Source organism: Paenibacillus sp. FSL R7-0297 (genome assembly GCF_038009025.1).
Classification (GTDB): Bacteria; Bacillota; Bacilli; order Paenibacillales; family Paenibacillaceae; genus Paenibacillus_AQ.
In genome coordinates, this window is the sequence record NZ_JBBPAQ010000001.1 from 2,828,554 (window position 1) to 2,845,622 (window position 17,069).

A 17,069-nucleotide genomic window follows, 5' to 3' on the forward strand; every position below is an offset into this window, starting at 1 on the left:
TAAATGAAACGTTATGTCAAATGGCTGACTCTCTCGTTATCACTGGTTGTCCTAGCGTCGATGGTGAGCGCATGCGGAGGCAAAAATACTAATAACGGCGCTTCAGAAACCGGATCGGCGAATCCGCAGAAGGTGGACAAGAAAACATACAAGTGGTTCGTGGCCCGCGGCGTAGACAGCCCTCCGGCTGTTACTGTAAAGGAGATTGCAGATGAGTTCTCAAGGACGCATCCGGAATTCGAGCTGGTTCTGGAGGGCACGGGTGATCGCCCGTCCTATCTGCAGAAGCTGCGGACATTGATTGCGAGCAATGAGATGCCCGCCATGTTTGATACAGATCCGGATGCCTATGCTTCCAAGCTCGTGGAGCAAGGCAAACTGGTCGATATGAAAAAACTGCTGGAGGAGCTGGGGAAATATGAAGATTTCCGTCCGGTGGCCCTGCAATATCAGCAGTTCGCAGACGGCAGCATGTATACTTTCCCGCTAGAATATGGAATCGAGGTATTCTGGTACAACATCAAGATGTTCAAGGATCTTGGCCTGGAGCCGCCGAAGACGTTCGATGAGTTCATGGAGGTTGCCGAGAAGCTGAAGCAAAGCGGGGTTACGCCGATTGCCGTCGATGGCAAGGATAAATGGCCGGTTCTCCGGTACCTGGCGTACAAACCGTTCCGCATGACAGGCAATGATTTTATCGAAAATGTAAAGCAAGGCAAAGCATCCTTCAAGGACCCGGCCGGCATGGAAGGGATTAAGTTTGTTCACGATCTGGGCACCAAAGGGTACTTTCAGCAAGGATTCACTGCAACGGATTACACCGCAGCGCGCGATTTGTACCTGAGCGGCAAAGCCGGGATGTATTACATGGGTTCATGGGAAACTATGAACTTTGTAAATGATAAAGTAAGCGCAGAAATGAAGGACAATATCGGGTTTTTCCGGCTTCCCATGATGGAAGGTGCCACAACGGCTGACAATGATTATTTTATCAACTCGGGTATCGGCGTTGCCTTCAACCAGGAGACCTTCGATGATACGATGAAGGAATTCGTCAAATTCCTTCTGGAGCAATACCCGAAGGCCTATACGGAAAAAGGCCAATTCTCGCCTTTCAATTATTCACTGGATCAAGAGCAGGGGATGCCGGAGCTCTTCTATAAAATTCAGGACGAAATCGCGAAATCCGGCAACGTCTTTGCGGTCCCGTGGGATACGCGCCTTGATCCGGCCACGAATGAGCTGCTCGGCAATGAATTGAATGCCCTGGCTCTGGGAGCCCATACTCCGGAAGAGTTTGCCGAACTAATGGATCAGGCGATTAAAGAAAACGCGCCGAAATACTTCAAATAGCGATACTAAACATGGCGGCCAACCGAAAGCCGGTTGGCTGCTGTAAGTACAATAAAAAAACTAAAATTAGGGAATGAGCAAGCATATGGATAAAGTCCTGCGCAACCGCAAAGCCGCTCTCGTCTTTCTGCTGCCTGCATTATTGGTGTATTTGCTCACCGTGCTGGCGCCTATCCTTTGGTCGATGTATTTCAGTTTCTTCTCCTGGGACGGAGTTTCAGATATGCTCTATATCGGCTTTGACAATTACACCAAGATGTTCGGCGGCGACAAGACATTCTGGAAGGCATTCAGCAACAATCTGATCTATGTTTCCATTATTGTAGCCATGCAGGTGTTGCTCGGTTTGTTGGTTGCCATCTTGCTGACCAATATCACCAAAGGGAGAGAATTGTTCAAAACCTTATATTTTGCCCCTGCCATCATCACCTCAGTAGCGATAGCACAGTTGTTCCAAAATGTGTACTCGTTTGAGCCGGTCGGAATTCTGAACTTTTGTCTGCAGCAGATCGGTCTTGGAGACTGGAGCAAGCCTTGGCTGTCCGACCTGAATTGGGCTCTGAGTGCGGTATCGGTACCTGAAGGCTGGCGTTATATCGGTCTTTATATGATTATCCTGTATAGTGCGTTAATTTCCATTCCTGCCGATATCGAGGAGGCGGCCAGAATTGACGGAGCTTCTTCGTGGAATCTGTTTCGTTCGATCAAAATGCCGCTAATCAAGCCGGTTCTGATGGTGTCGATCATTATGGCTACTACGGGGGCGCTGAAAGGGTTCGACATCCCGTATATCATGACGAACGGGGGTCCTGGCCGCGTAACAGAATTGTTGCCAACCTATATGTATAAAACCGCATTCTCCAGTCTGGACTTCGGCTATGGCAGCGCGATGGCTGTATTTATCGTCATTGAAAGCCTCATTGCAGTTGCCTTTATCAGACGGATGATGGACAGTAAGGAGACCTGATGATGAAAATTTCTGGCTATTCCAAGGCGGTTCTTCTAGTTGTTTCCTTTGCTCTGCTTGTCATTCAAGTGTATCCGCTGGTCTGGGTGTTCATCTCCAGTTTTAAAGGGCCTAATGATTTTTCAGGGGATAATCCGCTCAGTCTGCCAAGCCAATACACTTTCGATAATTATTTCAATGTGTGGAGCAAAGGGAACCTGGGGACTTATTTTTCCAATAGTTTCATAGTCGCTGTGACGACCATCGTGCTTGTGATCTTATTCAGTGCCATGGCCGCTTTTGTGATCGAGAAGATGTCTTTTAAATGGAGCCAAAGTGTGTTGTTCTTATTTCTGTGCGGCATTATGATTCCGATTCAGGTCGTGCTCATCCCGCTGTTCATTCTTTATAACAAAATAGGAATTATCAATACGCTCGCTTCTCTTATTTTGCCACAAGTAGGTTTTGCCCTGCCGATCTCGATTTATCTGTTCGTAAGCTTCTATAAATACATTTCGAATGAGATCATGGAGGCCGCTGTAATGGATGGCTGCGGTGTGTACCAGGTGTTCTGGCGGATGATTTTCCCTCTATCCCGGAATACGATAGTTACAGTTGTCGTTATGAATCTGATATTCGTCTGGAATGAATTTATTTTTGCCAATACGTTTATTCATGATCTGAAATCACGGACCATTCCAGTTGGCTTAATGGATTATATTGGACAGTACGGTTTGACGGATTGGGGAGCGACCTTTGCTGCCATCAGCATCACGACCATTCCGACGATGGTGGTCTATTTCATGTTCAACAAGAGCGTTATTTCCGGCATGACCGCAGGAGCAACGAAAGGTTGATCTCCCGCATCCCTTGGCCAGAGGGTATACTGAAAGTACCAGGCTGCAACTTTGCTGGGTCAGGGGGATCTCATGAAAATACACCGGCTGTTCCTGTCGATCAGCATCCGAAGCAAAATCATTATACTGTCCATCGCCTGTTCCTTGCTGCCGCTTGTCCTGATTGCTTCCTTAACCTTCGTCTATTTAAGCAAAGTGATCGAAAACAAGATGTCCGATACTACCTCCAATTTGCTGGGCTCCATCAATTGGAATATCCAGACGTTCGTGAATGATGTGGAGGCGATCTCGAAGCTGATGTTGTCCTCCCGTGACGTTCAGAATTTCCTTTCCTATACTAAAAATGATTTCAAGGAGATCTATGACCTTCAAAATGCGACCCGCAGTCTGATCGTCAATATTACCAACAACAAATCCTATATACGTTACGTTTACGTAGGCAGCGGGCAAAGGGAACTGATTACCACGAACCAATGGGACAGGTTAACGTACGACAATATCTACCAGGCGGTCTCACGGACGAAATGGTATCAGCAGGTGGGAGGTATGGGCGGGCGGGGCTTGTGGCTGAACAGCGATGAAGTCCGGCTGGTCAAGGACAGTCCGAACCTGCTGCTGTACGGTAAACAGTTAAACAACCTGGAGACGCTCGAACCGATCGGCATGTTAATTATTTCAATCGACAGGCGGGTCTTCGATGAAATGTTTCGAAATATTTCCAATGCGGAAAACGGGAATTTGATGATCCTGGAGCAAAATAAAGTCATTTATTATAATTCCCGCACTGCCGGCCTGAAACAGCTTCCTCCCAAAGAAATGAATCTGCTCTATGGCTTGCCTGAACGGGGCACCCGCATCGAAACGATGGGCGGAGAACGGTATGTCATCACCTTCGATACCAATCCGGTAACCCAGTGGAAAGTGGTCAGCATGATCCCTTATTCTAACATCAATTCGGAGATTGTCTGGATACGTAATGTTACGCTCACGCTGACAATGGTGGCTTTCCTGCTGGCCGCTTATGGTTCGTATTTGATCTCGAAGCGTATCACGAAGCAATTGACTTTACTGTCCTCCGTCGCCAGAAAAGCGGCCAAACGGGAGATGATCGAAGGAATCCTCTTTCAGGAGGAAGATGAAATTGGGAAAATAGGCAATCAGTTCTTGAGGACCTTCCGCACCAACTCCGAATTATCAGACAAATTAATAGAAGCCAGGCTGAAGGAGAGGGAAGCAGAGCTGCACGCGCTGCAAAGTCAAATCAACCCTCACTTCCTGTACAATACGCTGAATTCCATATATCTAATGGCTGAACGAATCGGTGCCAAAAACATTTCGAAAATGGTTATGTCGCTGTCTAACATGTTTAAGTTAAGCTTGAATAATGGGGACTATATTACCACTATCCGCAATGAGATCGACCAGGTGAAAAATTATTTGGAGATTCAAAATATCCGCTATAACGGAAAATTCGAGGTGACCATTGAGCTCGAACCGGAAATTGAACATATCCGCATGCTTAAGCTCCTGATACAGCCGCTGGTGGAGAATGCGATTTTTCATGGAATTGAGCTGAAGGAGAGCCAAGGGAATATTTACATTCGGGGACGAATCGAAGGAGATACGCTTGTATTCGAAGTCGAGGATGACGGAGTAGGCTTTGATCCTGCGGTTACGAAGCCTAAGGGCTATGCATTAAGGAATATCCAGGAAAGAATTCAATTGCATTATGGCCAGAACCACGGGCTGCGCATAGACAGCATTCCAGGCATCGGAACCAAAGTTACTCTAAGGATCGGAATAATGGATTAAGACCGGGCTATATGAAGGTGGGATTACATCATGTATAAACTTTTTATAGCGGATGATGAGCAGCTGGTGGTGGAGACATTGTCGGCCGTGATCGACTGGAATGCTTATGGGATAGGGATCGTGGGGACGGCAACTAACGGCAAGCAAGCCCTGGAACGGATTCTTCAGTCCGATCCGGACATTGTGCTGACAGATATTCGGATGCCCGGCCTGAATGGGCTGGAGCTGATCCGTGCCTTGAAGGAGAAAGGCCGTAAGGCGGAATGTATCATCATTAGCGGGTATTCCGAGTTCGAATACGCCAAAGAAGCCATTGAGCTGGAGGCGGTGGATTATCTGATCAAGCCGGCAGAGCTGGAGGAAGTAGCCAAGACTGTCTCGAGAGCGCTCAAGCGTCTGGAGCGTAAAGCGGATCCAACGGAGAATCGCCCTGAGCTTCGGAATGTGGCAGCCTTGGACCGGGCGGCGTTTACAGATCTAATCGTCCATGCCAAACGCCCATCGTTTGATCAGACCCCCTACGAACGATATAACCAGTTTGCGGTCCTCGTGATTGGAAGCACGGAGACGCTGTGGCTCGAACGAATGAAGAACAATGGCGCTACGGATGCTCTCCTTAGCTTTTTGACGAATCGCGGAATCGTTGTGGAGCTGCTGTACGAGCAGCAGAAAGTCATCTTATTATGCATGGCGGCCATGGAGGACAATGAGCCATTAACAGAAATTTTGCTGGCTGCAGCCGAAGCCTTCTCGAATGACAGCTCAGCGGACGATATTTCATTGTCGTTTGGACTGGGGCCGGTGGTAACAGGAATCATACAGGCAAACCTCTCTTTTGCGGCAGCCGATAAGGCATGTGAAATGGGGGTATTCTTTGGGGTTCCGGTTATGGAGGGGAGCGGCTTAGAGGAGATTACCCGCGTATCTGAGCAGTGGCTGACCCATTGGTCTGAGAACATCCAATCCTTCGTCCGTTACGAACAGAAAGAGTTCGAGGAGATGCTTGAACGTTGGACGGAATGGGGGACGGGACGGCTGATGGCTCCTGTTCTGCTGAAGAAGGCAGGCATAGAGTGGGGAAACCGGATGCTCGATCTGATTGAACAGGACTATGGAATCAAGATTGAGAAAGTGATCGGAGCCCGCACGCAACTGATGGACAGGATACTGGAAACGCCGGATTGGGCGTCTTTGCAGCAACAGTTGCAGGATTTAGCGAAGAGTGTGCAATTTTATTTGAGTGTAACCAAGACTACCATGAAGGAAAAAGTGGTTCAAGAAATCAAAGCGTACCTTGAATCCCATTACCATGAAAATATTGGGCTGGATCAATTGGCAGAACGATTCGGGCTCAATTCTTCCTATGTAAGCAACTTATATTCCAAGTCGACCGGACAGACCATTCTGGAATATGTTACATTGCTGCGCATTCAGACAGCGAAAAAGATGCTGAGAGAAAGCAGCTTCAAAATCTTCAAAATATCCCAAAATGTCGGATATGATAACCAGCGGTATTTCTGCCAGGTGTTCAAGAAGGTTGTGGGCGTAAGTCCCGGCCAGTATAGAGAAGAACATATGATGAAAAGTGAAGAGTCGTAGCAAACCTTCATTGTTAAACGGTAAATCTCAGCAAAGCAGCGATTCTCCTGGTATTTAGAGGATCGCTGCTTTGCGTTTTTATAAATATTGTCCATTTCCCGTTTAAACAGCGATTGGAACAACGGTCCGTTCGCGCAGCGTCCACTCAGGTGCTAGAAATACCGAACATTTTGAAAGTTTAGTGCAGAGGATAATGAATTTTATCATCGGGTATGTCTGATAATATTCAGTTGTAAGCGCAGACAGTAGATGAAAGGGGAGGGCATTATTGAACAGTAAGAGTAAAGTGGTACTAAGCGCGATGTTGGCATGCGGACTGCTCGCCGGATGTGGAAGCAAAGGGGATAACGCGCAGCCGGAGGCGGGAGCTTCGTCAGCACCCAAAGAAGAGAAGGTATCTCTGACGTTCTGGAGAAACTCGGGCAATGACACCGAAAATTCAGCCTATGACAAGCTGGTGGCCTCGTTTAATGAAGCGCATCCTAATATCAAGGTTGAGATGAGTCCGATTCCGTATGCCGATTACGACACCAAGCTGAGAACATCTATTGCTTCGGGCAATCCGCCTGATATTATGGCCATCGACGGCCCGAATATGGCTTCTTACGCCCAGGCGGGTGCCTTACAGCCGCTGACCACCTATTTCAAGAAGGACGGTAACCTGGAGGATATTCCGGAATCGACCATTGCCACGTACACCTATAATAATGAAATTTACATGGCTCCGCTCACCGAATCCTCCATTGCTCTTTTCTATAATAAAAAAATGTTTGAAGCGAAGGGAATTCCTCTTCCCTCCAAGAACCCGGAAGAGCCTTGGACTTGGGATCAGGTGCTGGATGCAGCTAAAAAGCTTAACGACCCGGCCAAAGGCGTGTACGGCATTGATCCGGCACAAGGCTTCGGTAATGCTGGAGCAACAGCATACTTTAAATATCCGATAATTTGGCAGTTTGGCGGCGATATCATGAGCCCGGATGGAACAACCTCCAAAGGCTACCTGGATAAGCCAGAGACCAAAAAGGCGCTGCAATTCTTCTCCGACCTGTATAATAAAGATAAAGTGTCCTCTCTGGAATACCCGCCAGATCCGTTCCCGAACAACCAGCTGGCGATGACGGTTGACGGCTCCTGGTCACTGGGCAATTATGCCGACAAGTTTCCTAATTTCAAATTAGGCGAAGATTATGATATCGCGCCACTTCCGAAGGAAACCCAGCAGGCTGTCGCGAATGGAAGCTGGTCGCTGGCCATTTCCTCGAAGAGTAAAAATGCCGAAGCTGCCTGGCAGTTTGTAAACTGGGTGACTGGTTCTGAAGGGGCTAAGACCTATTGCTCTATCACAAAAGATATTCCGGCCCGCTATTCAGTAGCCAAGGAGTTCCCTGAGCTAGGTCAATATCCGAAGAATATCTTTGTCGTACAGAATCAGAAATTCGGCAGACCGCGTCCAATTACACCGATCTTCCCGCAAATGTCCGAAGCGGTAAACAAGATGATTGAGGAAGTGACCATCGCCGGACGCAACGTGGATGCATCCGTTGCCGACGCCATCAAAAAGATTGACAAGGCGTATGCAGATCTACCGCAAAAATAATAAAATTACCAAACATTGTAGAAACGGCAGCCGCCCTTTATAAAAAGGGCGGTAAAGCTGTTTCTTCTTTCAGCTTAAAGAAGCTTCAAGATTTAGCTCCACGTTGTGGGGTACTTTTGAATTTTTGGACCATAATGATAGCAAGGGGCGCGGTTGTCATGTTCTACTCGTTACGCAGCAGATTGATGCTGGCTTTTTCGATCCTGCTGATCCTTCCGATTACGGCGGTTGTCTTTATTCTCAGCAAGGAATCGGCGGAGCAGATCCGAAAGTCTACCCAGACTTCCACTCTGCAGACCATAGACCAATTTGCCTCCCATGTCAGCACGCTGCTGACGCAAATTGAGGATATGGGCAACCAGGTGCTGAGCAGCGGCATCACACAAGAATGGATAACCGCCGATCTGAACAATGAGAGCACTAAGGGTGAAAAGTATCTGGCCAAGCAAAAGCTGCGTGAGCTGTTATCCTCCTATGCGATCAATAATTCGAATGTGATTTCCATTTCCACCTTTGCGAAGGATAAGGGCGGGTTATGGACACAGGACCTGAGCTATTTGAAGAGCAGCTGGTACAGTCAGTTCAAGGAGCAGGACGTACGCTGGACACAGGCTCATCAGGACAGGGATCAGGCCGACGACAGCATGCGTTCGCGCGAGATCAATAGCCTTGTGCTCCCTTTGGTGCAGCTCCAGTCCCTTAAGGATGTCGGAGTGATCAAAATCAATTATCCTACGGAACTGCTGCGCCAGGATATGGATAAAATCAGCTTCGGCAAAAGCGGCAAAGCCTTTTTACTGACGGCTGAAGGCCTAAGTGTACTCCATCAGGATCTGACAGGAGCTGAGCAGGTGCTTAGCGGCGGACTTGCTGCTTTGCAGAAACATAGTGAAGGTCAGACCAGCGGCATTTTTCCGCTTCGCCAAGGGGGGACCGACTATCTGTTCTTTTACCGCAGGCTGCCTGCACAGAACTGGCTGATCGTCGGCGAGGTGCCGGAGGCGGAGCTGTATGCCACCATCACCAAGCTCAAAGAAACGCTGCTCCTTGCCAGCTTTGTTCTACTGATCCTTGTGATTATTGTCGCGCTGTGGCTCTCCACCGGCATAACGAAGCCACTAAGTGCCATGGCCCGGGCCATGCGGCATGTCAAAAACGGGCAGTTCGAGCTGGCGATGAAGGATATGCCAAAGGTTAGATCGCGGCAGAGCGAAGTGGACTATGTGGCCGGTGTATTTGAGCAGATGACCCATCAGCTGAAGTATCTGATTGAGACAGAATTCGAGACCAATCTGCGCCGGAAAAATGCCGAATACAAAGCACTCCTGCTGCAGATCAATCCACATTTTTACAACAATACACTGGAGATCATCAGCGGTCTGGCGGCGATGAAACGAGAGGATCTGGTCATGGACGCCACGGAAGCACTGGGTAAAATGATGCGTTATTCGCTGAGTCTCGATACGGATCTGGTACAAGTCAGCGAGGAATTGGGCTACATCCGTGACTACCTGTTCCTCCTAAAGCTGCGGCATGAGGATCATCTGATGGTGACGGTCCGGCAGGATTCCGCCGCGGATCAGCTGCTCATCGCCAAGTTTATTCTGCAGCCGCTGGTAGAGAATGCGGTGAAGTACAGCCTGGAAAAAGGGGGGGTCGCCGAGGTGGCGATCACCTCCAGTGTGTGTGGAGAGCGCCTGCACCTGCAGATACAGGATAACGGTCCAGGAATGACACCGGAACTGATCGCCAGCATTCTTGCCGATACGGAGCTTAGGAACAGTGTGGGAATCTTAAATCATAAAGGGGACAGCATCGGATTGCGCAATGTGCTCTCCCGCTGCCGCCTGTATTACGGCGAGCAGTTTGAAGCCGTGCTTGATTCGAAGCTAGATACAGGAACAACCATTACACTGAAGCTGCCGCTGATAGAGAGGTGATAATCATGTATGAGATTATGCTGGTGGATGACGAGAAGGGGGTCCGCAACAGCATCAAAGCCAAAATCGATTGGGAAGCCGCCGGCTTCCGGATTGTCTCGGAGGCCTCAAGCGGCAATGAAGCGCTGCAGCTGCTGGAGCAGGGACCGCTGCCGCAGCTGGTCATCTCCGATATCCGTATGCCACAGCTGGACGGCATTGAATTTATCCGCATCTGTAAAAAGAAGTATCCGCTGCTGAGGACGGTTGTGCTGTCGGGATACTCCGACTTTGATTATCTGAAATCGGCCATACAGCTTGGAGTGAAGGATTATTTGCTGAAGCCGGTAGCCCGCGCAGAACTGAATGAGCTGCTTGGCAAGCTGGGTGAAGAAATTAGACAGGAGCAAAAAAACCTGCAGGCCTCCCGGCAGGATCTGCTGCAGAAAAATGAGCAGCTGCGGCTGCTGCAGGAGAATTTTTTGCTGCAAATGGTCAAGGACGAGTGGTACAGCTTGGCAGCTATCAGGGAACGACTGCAGCAGCTCCAGCTGACCCCGCTGACGGCGGATGATCTGAAGCTGCAGTTTGTTGCTGTGGAGATGAGAGTGCCGGCGGGGCGGATGGCGGACCGGCAGGAGCGCCGGGATCTGCTAAATTTGGCTTTTCAGATGTTATGCCGGGAGACGGCTGCTAAGCGGAAGGGAATCTATCCATTCAGCGATGTCGCCAATTCTGCGATGATGTATTTTCTGGTTATTATGAAGCCGGGGCCGGAGCATGCGGGTCGAACGGACCGGTTCGTAGAAGAACTGAAACGAAACATCGCCAGTTACCTGAAGCTGGAATGTGTAACGGGGATTGGCGAGGAAGTGAAGGGACTCAAGCGGCTGAAGAACGGTTATGCTTCGTGCATGCTGTCCTGGAGCCAAAGCACCGTGTATAAAGATGGAGAGGGCGAACGGAGCCGGGTGATGGAGCTTACGCAGGCGTTTACCCCGGAGATGGAGCGGAAGCTGGTACAGGCGATTGAAAATTTGGACATGAGCACCTTCCGCCAGCAGCTTGACACCATTTTCAGTAGCGAAATAGATACGCCGATGTTTGCTTTTACCTTTCTGGCCCTGCGGATGCTGTTGATGTTCAGCTCCATCGCCAAAAAGTTCGAGCTCGGCGGCTCCGCCCTGCAGAAGTATTTGTGGAACTGTCAGATGACCATTGCCGATTACCAGTCGCGTGAAGGCGTACGGGGGCAGATCGATGAGCTGGCGCAGCTTGTCATGGATGAAGTGAAGAAGCTCCGCTTCTCCAGCGGACAGCATATGGTCGAAGCGGTCAGAAAATATGTGGAGGAGAATTTCTCCTACGAGTTGACGCTTTCTTCCCTCGCCGAAATGTTTCATCTGAATGAGACCTATTTATCCGGGCTGTTCAAGCAGCATGTGGGCATTACGTTCAGCGACTATGTCACCAGGCTGAGAATGGCCAAGGCGGAACTGCTTTTGCAAGAGAACGAACTGAAGCTGACCGATATCGCTATGCTTGTCGGCTATTCCAGCTCCAGCTATTTCAGCACCTCTTTCAAGAAAAACAGCGGCAAAAGTCCCAAAGATTACCGTGAATGGTATTTGAAGAATCACCCCTGAAAACATCACAACTTCTGAGCCGATCATATTGAAATGATTTCTCTAGCCGTTCAGCTACAATAGGGTCAACTAAACAAGGAATAGGAGTATGCAGTATGAATGTTTCTGGAGAGAAGCAAGCACATAAAGAGATCAAAACTACAAGCAAACTGGCAGGTGTGGCTGTTGTACTGCTGGTTATCGCTGGGTGCAATATTGGCGGCAACAGCAATCATACCAGCAATACTTCTGATTCTAAAACTCCGTCCAATGCTATCTCTAATACTGCACCTGCGGCCTTTCAGTTTTCTGCGATTCCCAATTACTACACGGAGCTATACCGTCCGCAGTATCATCTGTCGCCGGAAAGCGGGAATATGAGCGATCCGAATGGAATGGTTTATTTCGAAGGTGAATATCACCAGTTCTACCAGAACAGCGGCCAGTGGGGTCACGCCGTCAGCACGGATCTGATCCATTGGCAGCATCTGCCGGTAGCGCTCCTGCGCGATTCGCTCGGGGAGATTTGGTCGGGCAGTGCCGTGGTGGACTGGAAGGATACGAGCGGTTTTTTTGGCGGAAAAGCGGGACTGGTTGCGATCTTCACCCATTTCAAAGGAGGAATGCAGTCGCAGAGCCTGGCGTACAGTTCTGATAAAGGACGCACCTGGATCAAATATGAGGGCAATCCCGTGATTCCTAATTCAGGACTCAAGGATTTCAGAGATCCCAAGGTGTTCTGGCATGAGCCTTCACACGCTTGGGTGATGGTTGTCTCGGTGGACAACCGGGTGAGATTCTATACCTCTCCAGACCTGAAGACCTGGCAGCTGGCCAGCGAATTCGGCGCCGATCAGGGCTCACATGCCGCCGTCTGGGAATGTCCGGATCTATTTGAGCTTCCCGTGGAAGGCAGCAAGGAGACCCGGTGGGTGCTGGCGCTCAGCATCGGCAATAACAGCTCAACCCGTGGCTCGGCGGCGCAATATTTTATTGGTAGCTTTGACGGACAGACATTCAAGAACGAGAATGAGCCCTCCAAAGTGCTGTGGACCGATTACGGAAAAGACTTCTACGCCGCAGTGTCCTACTCTGATATTCCGCAGACGGACGGGCGCCGGATCTATGTCGGCTGGATGTCCAATTGGCGCTATCCGTTCTCTATGCCAAGCGCTCCGTGGAAAGGGAATATGTCGCTGCCACGGGAGCTGAAGCTGCGCGACATTCCCGGTGAGGGATTACGCCTCGTCCAGCAGCCGGTGCAAGAGCTGGGAGCTTTGCGTGGCCAAGTGGTCAAGGTGGGAACCCAGCGGCTCGAGCCAGGCAACAATCCCCTGGCCAGTCTGCACGGGACTTCCTATGAAATCGATACCGAGTTCACCGTGAAGGGAGAGGCGGAATTCGGATTCAAATTGAGAAAAGGCGGAGATCAGGCGACAATTATATCTTATAACAACGTTAATTCAACACTGACGGTGGATCGAACTAAGTCCGGCGACAGTTCATTTGAAGCCGGGTTTGCCGAAACGGTTCAGGCACCCTTAAGAGCGGTAAACGGTAAAATCAGGCTGCATATCTATGTAGATGAATCAACGCTGGAGGTGTTCGGCGCAGACGGCGAGACTGTGGTTTCCAGTATTCTGTTCCCGGGGGCTACCAGCAATGGATTGGAGCTGTATGTGAAAAAGGGGGACGTGACGCTGGACAAGGCCGTCTTTTATCCGATGGCCAGTGTATGGCGGAATGAGGATCCGGATAGCTCGGAACCGCTTCGCGTCCTGCTTAGCCAATCTAGTGTGGATGTTCCGCTTGGCGGCACTATGGAAGCGGCAGCGGCGGTCGTTCCGCTAGCAGCTCCCCAGGATCTTACTTGGGTGTCGAGTGATGAGGCCGTTGCACAGGTGGAGAGCCGTTCCGGAACAACCGCGGTCGTAAAGGGGCTGAAGGAAGGCCAGACGGAGATTAAAGCTCTTGCCCCGGGTGGGCAAATATATGCCGTAATGAACGTGTACGTCTATAAACCGGATTGAAATGGAGTGAAAAGATCATGACAAGCGTTACAGCGGCAGCTAAGTCTGCCTCCAAAACTGCCCCATCAAGCAAAAAGCCCCGCCGGTTTCTGCGGGGAGAAGAAATAACCGCCTGGTGGTTCGTGCTGCCTTCTTTTGCTTTGCTGCTCATCTTTGTGTTCTATCCGATGCTGCAAGCCTTTGTGATCAGCTTTCAGAATTATAACCTGGTAGGATCGACCCGCAGCTTCATCGGGCTGGACAATTACAGGTCTCTGGTGACGGACAGGGATTTCCTGGCCAGTCTTAGGCATTCGTTTCATTTTGCCATCATTGTTATTCCGATTCAGACCGCGATTTCACTGGGCCTAGCACTGTTAATCCAGAAAAAGTTCAAGCTTACCGGTCTGTTCCGCACACTCTATTTCATTCCGGTTGTCATTTCTACGGCAGTGGCCGCAACGGTGTTCAAACTGATCTACAACAAGGAATTTGGGATTCTGAACAATGTGCTGAAGACGCTTCATCTGCCCACTACCAATTTCCTGTCCAACCCGGATACGGCGATGAACGGCGTGATCATGCTGGGAATATGGAAAGGCGTAGGCTTTTTCATGATTATCTTCCTGGCCGGACTGAACAACATTCCGCAAGATTTATACGAGGCGGCCCGGGTAGACGGTGCTACAAAAATACAGCAGTTCTTCCGCATTACGCTTCCTTTGCTGAATCGTACCACGGCCTTTGTTGTGATTATGACGACAATTGATGCCATTAAGCTGTCCGGCCTTGTGTTTGTATTGACCAGTGGAGGACCCAACGGGGCTACCGAAACCGCAGTCTATTATATTTATAAAATGGCCTTCCAGCAGATGCAGATGGGCTACGGCACCGCTGCCGCCTTTATTCTGTTCGCGATTGTTCTAGCCATCTCGCTCGTGCAAATGAGACTGTTCCGGAACGCAGAACATTAATGGAGACGCTTCTGTAGTCAATTTTGCTGCAGGGGAATTTTAAGGAAGCGGCTGTTCGTAAAACTACTAGGAGGAATCCACATGAACCGCTTTGCAAGCATTGCCAAGTATACGGTTATGACCGTCCTGGCTGTCATTTCAATTATCCCGATCCTCTGGATGATTTCGGGTTCACTACGCCCTTATGAGGAATTGTTCAAGTACTCCTCCAGCCTGAATATTCATTTGTTCGTTCCTGTCCAGCCGACGCTGGCTAACTTCAAAGAGGTTATCTTCAGTGAGGGCAACCCTTTTCTCCGCTATATCGCTAATACACTGTTTGTTGCTGGGATTGTAACCCTGCTGGTGCTGCTAGTGAATTCGATGTCGGCGTTTGCTTTTGCCAAGCTGCGTTTCCGTGGAAAAGCGGTTGTCTTCGCACTATTCATGTCGGCGATGATTATTCCCGGTGAAGTAACGCTGGTCCCAAACTATCTGCTGATGAATTATTTCGGCTGGCTTAACTCCTATAAGGCGCTGGTGATTCCTTCGATGCTGTCTGTGTTCGGAATCTTTCTGCTGCGGCAGTTCTTCGCGGAAATTCCAGATGAGATTCTGGAGGCGGCCAAAATCGACGGGGCCTCGATGTCCCGGACCTTTTCCAGTATTGTCTTGCCTGCGGCTGTCCCGCCGATGATCACCCTGGCGCTGATGACCTTTCTTGGCAACTGGGATTCATATCTGTGGCCTCTAATCGTTATCAATGACGAAAAGAAACAGATGATCCAGGTAGCCATTGCCACGTTCTCCTCGGTGGAAGGAACAGATTGGTCTAAGATTCTTGCCGCAAGTACCATTTCCACGGTTCCGATTCTGATCCTGTTTCTGTTCCTGCAGCGCTATTACATTCAGGGGATTACGATGTCGGGTGTGAAAGGGTAATGAAAGGAATGGGAATAACGATGAAATACGGTACAGTGGCGCTCGGTTAATGGGTTTGGTATTGCTCATATTTCAGCAGTCTCGGCCAAAGTTGCTCCATTAGTATATTGAACGTACAAAAGAAACCTCTCCTTTGAAATGGTTGTGGTCCCCAACTCCATTTTCCAAAGGACGGTTTCTTTTTGTGATTTTAGCCAGTTGAGTGCGTGAAACGCGTGAAACAAGAAACTGAAAGGGCGGCTTGTTTAAAGGCCGTCTTCGCGAATAGTTCTCTAAGAGGAGACGCACACTATTAGGGTGATTTGCCATCCAGCCTCATTGCAAGCAGTTACAGATAAGCTCCGGCTACCCGGAAACTCGGTGAGCGGCTTTGAATTGCACAATCATTAGAGAATAAGATGAGGAGGCCCTAAGTTAATGTCCAATAAAAAAAGCTACTATGCATTTGCGGATCCGCTTGGCACTACAATTGAATTTCAAGCTACAAGCTTACAACAAGCCATGGTGATTAAAAAGAAGAAGGCTCATGAATTGGGAATTCCTAAAGAGGCATTTGAACTCACAAGCATACGTAAGAAACCCACTCAGAGCACATAGCCTTTCTTCGGGTAGCTTCCTCATACCTTAGATTTAGCGTGCATAAAGCTATGACAATTTCATCGTAAAGATCAACCTGTAATTACAATTCACTAGGCATAAGCCGAAAATCAAAAGCCGCTTATTTGCGGCTTTTTCATTTAACAATATAGGACAAGAATATAGTTACCCGCAATTGAGGGGCTTGTGCTTGTATCTGCTGCATGCGGGAGAACGTCCCCGCCTGGAATCTCCAATTCGTTAAATTCGCCTATAGGAAAACGAAAGAAATGCTCCGCATCCCCCGGCATTGGCGGAAGGATGACAGTCATGGACGATCTTGGCGTATTTCCAATGGTTCAGATTAATCCGGGCGGTGGCGACAGCGTGCTCATTCTCCTCCGGCACCAAGGCTATGGCCGGAAGCTGATCGGGGCCGCCGAGCAATGGATCAGGAAGCTAGGCATTCAGCGGAGCGTAATTACCAGCCAAAAGCAGGTCGTAGGCTTCTATGAGAGCCTGGGTTATACCGCGAGACCGGAGATCAATAGCGCGGATGGGGTTTATATAAGTAGCGCTATCTGCGCCGGGGAAATAAGTGGATAAACGACATCTAAAGTTGGGGGATTTGCTGTTTGCGCAGGATTAGTTGGATAAACGACACTTATATTCACTGGCGCTGCCTAATAACAGGGAATGGGATGGAAATAAGTGGAATTAATCCACTTGTTACCCGTAAAGTGAGTTCCAAGAGATGAATAGATGCTGAAAATCCACTTATTTCGGGCAGTGTGGCAAAACTGGCGACCAACAAGTGTCTACGGTGCGTACGGCGAACTTGAGTCGCGAAACGGTATACGAAGTGCAAGGCGACTATATGA

At 49.3% G+C, this 17,069-nt stretch carries 13 protein-coding genes and 1 pseudogene; all 14 read left to right on the forward strand.

Going from position 1 to position 17,069, the window contains the following annotated elements:
• The first annotated feature begins 3 nt into the window (after positions 1-3).
• Positions 4-1,353, forward strand: a complete 1,350-nt coding sequence (locus MKZ24_RS12430) for an ABC transporter substrate-binding protein (RefSeq protein ID WP_340783363.1) — start codon at positions 4-6, stop codon at positions 1,351-1,353.
• Between the two features lie 85 nt (positions 1,354-1,438).
• Positions 1,439-2,320 (forward strand): carbohydrate ABC transporter permease, encoded by an 882-nt coding sequence (locus MKZ24_RS12435; protein WP_042238672.1) that lies wholly within the window; start codon positions 1,439-1,441, stop codon positions 2,318-2,320.
• Positions 2,320-3,156, forward strand: coding sequence for a carbohydrate ABC transporter permease (locus tag MKZ24_RS12440; RefSeq protein WP_081956643.1), 837 nt, complete (start codon positions 2,320-2,322; stop codon positions 3,154-3,156). Before MKZ24_RS12435 ends, MKZ24_RS12440 begins: the two co-directional genes overlap by 1 nt.
• 72 nt (positions 3,157-3,228) lie before the next feature.
• Entirely contained in the window at positions 3,229-4,968 is a 1,740-nt protein-coding gene (locus MKZ24_RS12445) for a cache domain-containing sensor histidine kinase (RefSeq protein WP_340783366.1), read from the forward strand.
• A 30-nt stretch (positions 4,969-4,998) separates the two neighbouring features.
• Positions 4,999-6,567, forward strand: a complete 1,569-nt coding sequence (locus MKZ24_RS12450) for a response regulator (protein WP_340783369.1) — start codon at positions 4,999-5,001, stop codon at positions 6,565-6,567.
• Positions 6,568-6,835: 268 nt separating this feature from the next.
• On the forward strand, positions 6,836-8,164 hold the full coding sequence (locus MKZ24_RS12455) for an ABC transporter substrate-binding protein (protein WP_340783371.1): 1,329 nt from the start codon (positions 6,836-6,838) through the stop codon (positions 8,162-8,164).
• A 158-nt stretch (positions 8,165-8,322) separates the two neighbouring features.
• On the forward strand, positions 8,323-10,104 hold the full coding sequence (locus MKZ24_RS12460; protein ID WP_340783373.1) for a sensor histidine kinase: 1,782 nt from the start codon (positions 8,323-8,325) through the stop codon (positions 10,102-10,104).
• A 5-nt stretch (positions 10,105-10,109) separates the two neighbouring features.
• Positions 10,110-11,729, forward strand: a complete 1,620-nt coding sequence (locus tag MKZ24_RS12465) for a response regulator transcription factor (protein WP_340783375.1) — start codon at positions 10,110-10,112, stop codon at positions 11,727-11,729.
• Positions 11,730-11,824: 95 nt separating this feature from the next.
• The gene (locus MKZ24_RS12470; RefSeq protein WP_340783376.1) at positions 11,825-13,738 is read left to right on the forward strand and encodes a glycoside hydrolase family 32 protein; all 1,914 of its coding nucleotides are present in this window, start codon (positions 11,825-11,827) and stop codon (positions 13,736-13,738) included.
• A gap of 17 nt (positions 13,739-13,755) precedes the next feature.
• Positions 13,756-14,691 carry a carbohydrate ABC transporter permease gene (locus MKZ24_RS12475; protein WP_340783378.1) on the forward strand — a complete coding sequence of 312 codons (936 nt, stop codon included), beginning with the start codon at positions 13,756-13,758 and terminating at the stop codon, positions 14,689-14,691.
• A gap of 81 nt (positions 14,692-14,772) precedes the next feature.
• Complete coding sequence (locus tag MKZ24_RS12480) at positions 14,773-15,612, forward strand: carbohydrate ABC transporter permease (RefSeq protein WP_042238663.1); 840 nt, start codon at positions 14,773-14,775, stop codon at positions 15,610-15,612.
• A gap of 200 nt (positions 15,613-15,812) precedes the next feature.
• A pseudogene (locus MKZ24_RS33085) lies at positions 15,813-15,908 on the forward strand (hypothetical protein); the annotation flags it as partial.
• A 121-nt stretch (positions 15,909-16,029) separates the two neighbouring features.
• Positions 16,030-16,209 carry a hypothetical protein gene (locus tag MKZ24_RS12485; RefSeq protein ID WP_042238662.1) on the forward strand — a complete coding sequence of 60 codons (180 nt, stop codon included), beginning with the start codon at positions 16,030-16,032 and terminating at the stop codon, positions 16,207-16,209.
• 309 nt (positions 16,210-16,518) lie between these two features.
• Positions 16,519-16,794: a GNAT family N-acetyltransferase gene (locus MKZ24_RS12490; RefSeq protein WP_052416679.1), complete on the forward strand. Its 276-nt coding sequence runs from the start codon at positions 16,519-16,521 to the stop codon at positions 16,792-16,794.
• Positions 16,795-17,069: the final 275 nt, after the last annotated feature.

Bases quoted from the DNA above. Each gene is read 5' to 3' on its own strand.
- MKZ24_RS12430 (WP_340783363.1), top strand. From the start codon at position 4: ATGAAACGTTATGTCAAATGGCTGACTCTCTCGTTATCACTGGTTGTC.
- MKZ24_RS12435 (WP_042238672.1), top strand. From the start codon at position 1,439: ATGGATAAAGTCCTGCGCAACCGCAAAGCCGCTCTCGTCTTTCTGCTG.
- MKZ24_RS12440 (WP_081956643.1), top strand. From the start codon at position 2,320: ATGATGAAAATTTCTGGCTATTCCAAGGCGGTTCTTCTAGTTGTTTCC.
- MKZ24_RS12445 (WP_340783366.1), top strand. From the start codon at position 3,229: ATGAAAATACACCGGCTGTTCCTGTCGATCAGCATCCGAAGCAAAATC.
- MKZ24_RS12450 (WP_340783369.1), top strand. From the start codon at position 4,999: ATGTATAAACTTTTTATAGCGGATGATGAGCAGCTGGTGGTGGAGACA.
- MKZ24_RS12460 (WP_340783373.1), top strand. From the start codon at position 8,323: ATGTTCTACTCGTTACGCAGCAGATTGATGCTGGCTTTTTCGATCCTG.
- MKZ24_RS12465 (WP_340783375.1), top strand. From the start codon at position 10,110: ATGTATGAGATTATGCTGGTGGATGACGAGAAGGGGGTCCGCAACAGC.
- MKZ24_RS12470 (WP_340783376.1), top strand. From the start codon at position 11,825: ATGAATGTTTCTGGAGAGAAGCAAGCACATAAAGAGATCAAAACTACA.
- MKZ24_RS12475 (WP_340783378.1), top strand. From the start codon at position 13,756: ATGACAAGCGTTACAGCGGCAGCTAAGTCTGCCTCCAAAACTGCCCCA.
- MKZ24_RS12480 (WP_042238663.1), top strand. From the start codon at position 14,773: ATGAACCGCTTTGCAAGCATTGCCAAGTATACGGTTATGACCGTCCTG.
- MKZ24_RS12485 (WP_042238662.1), top strand. From the start codon at position 16,030: ATGTCCAATAAAAAAAGCTACTATGCATTTGCGGATCCGCTTGGCACT.
- MKZ24_RS12490 (WP_052416679.1), top strand. From the start codon at position 16,519: ATGGACGATCTTGGCGTATTTCCAATGGTTCAGATTAATCCGGGCGGT.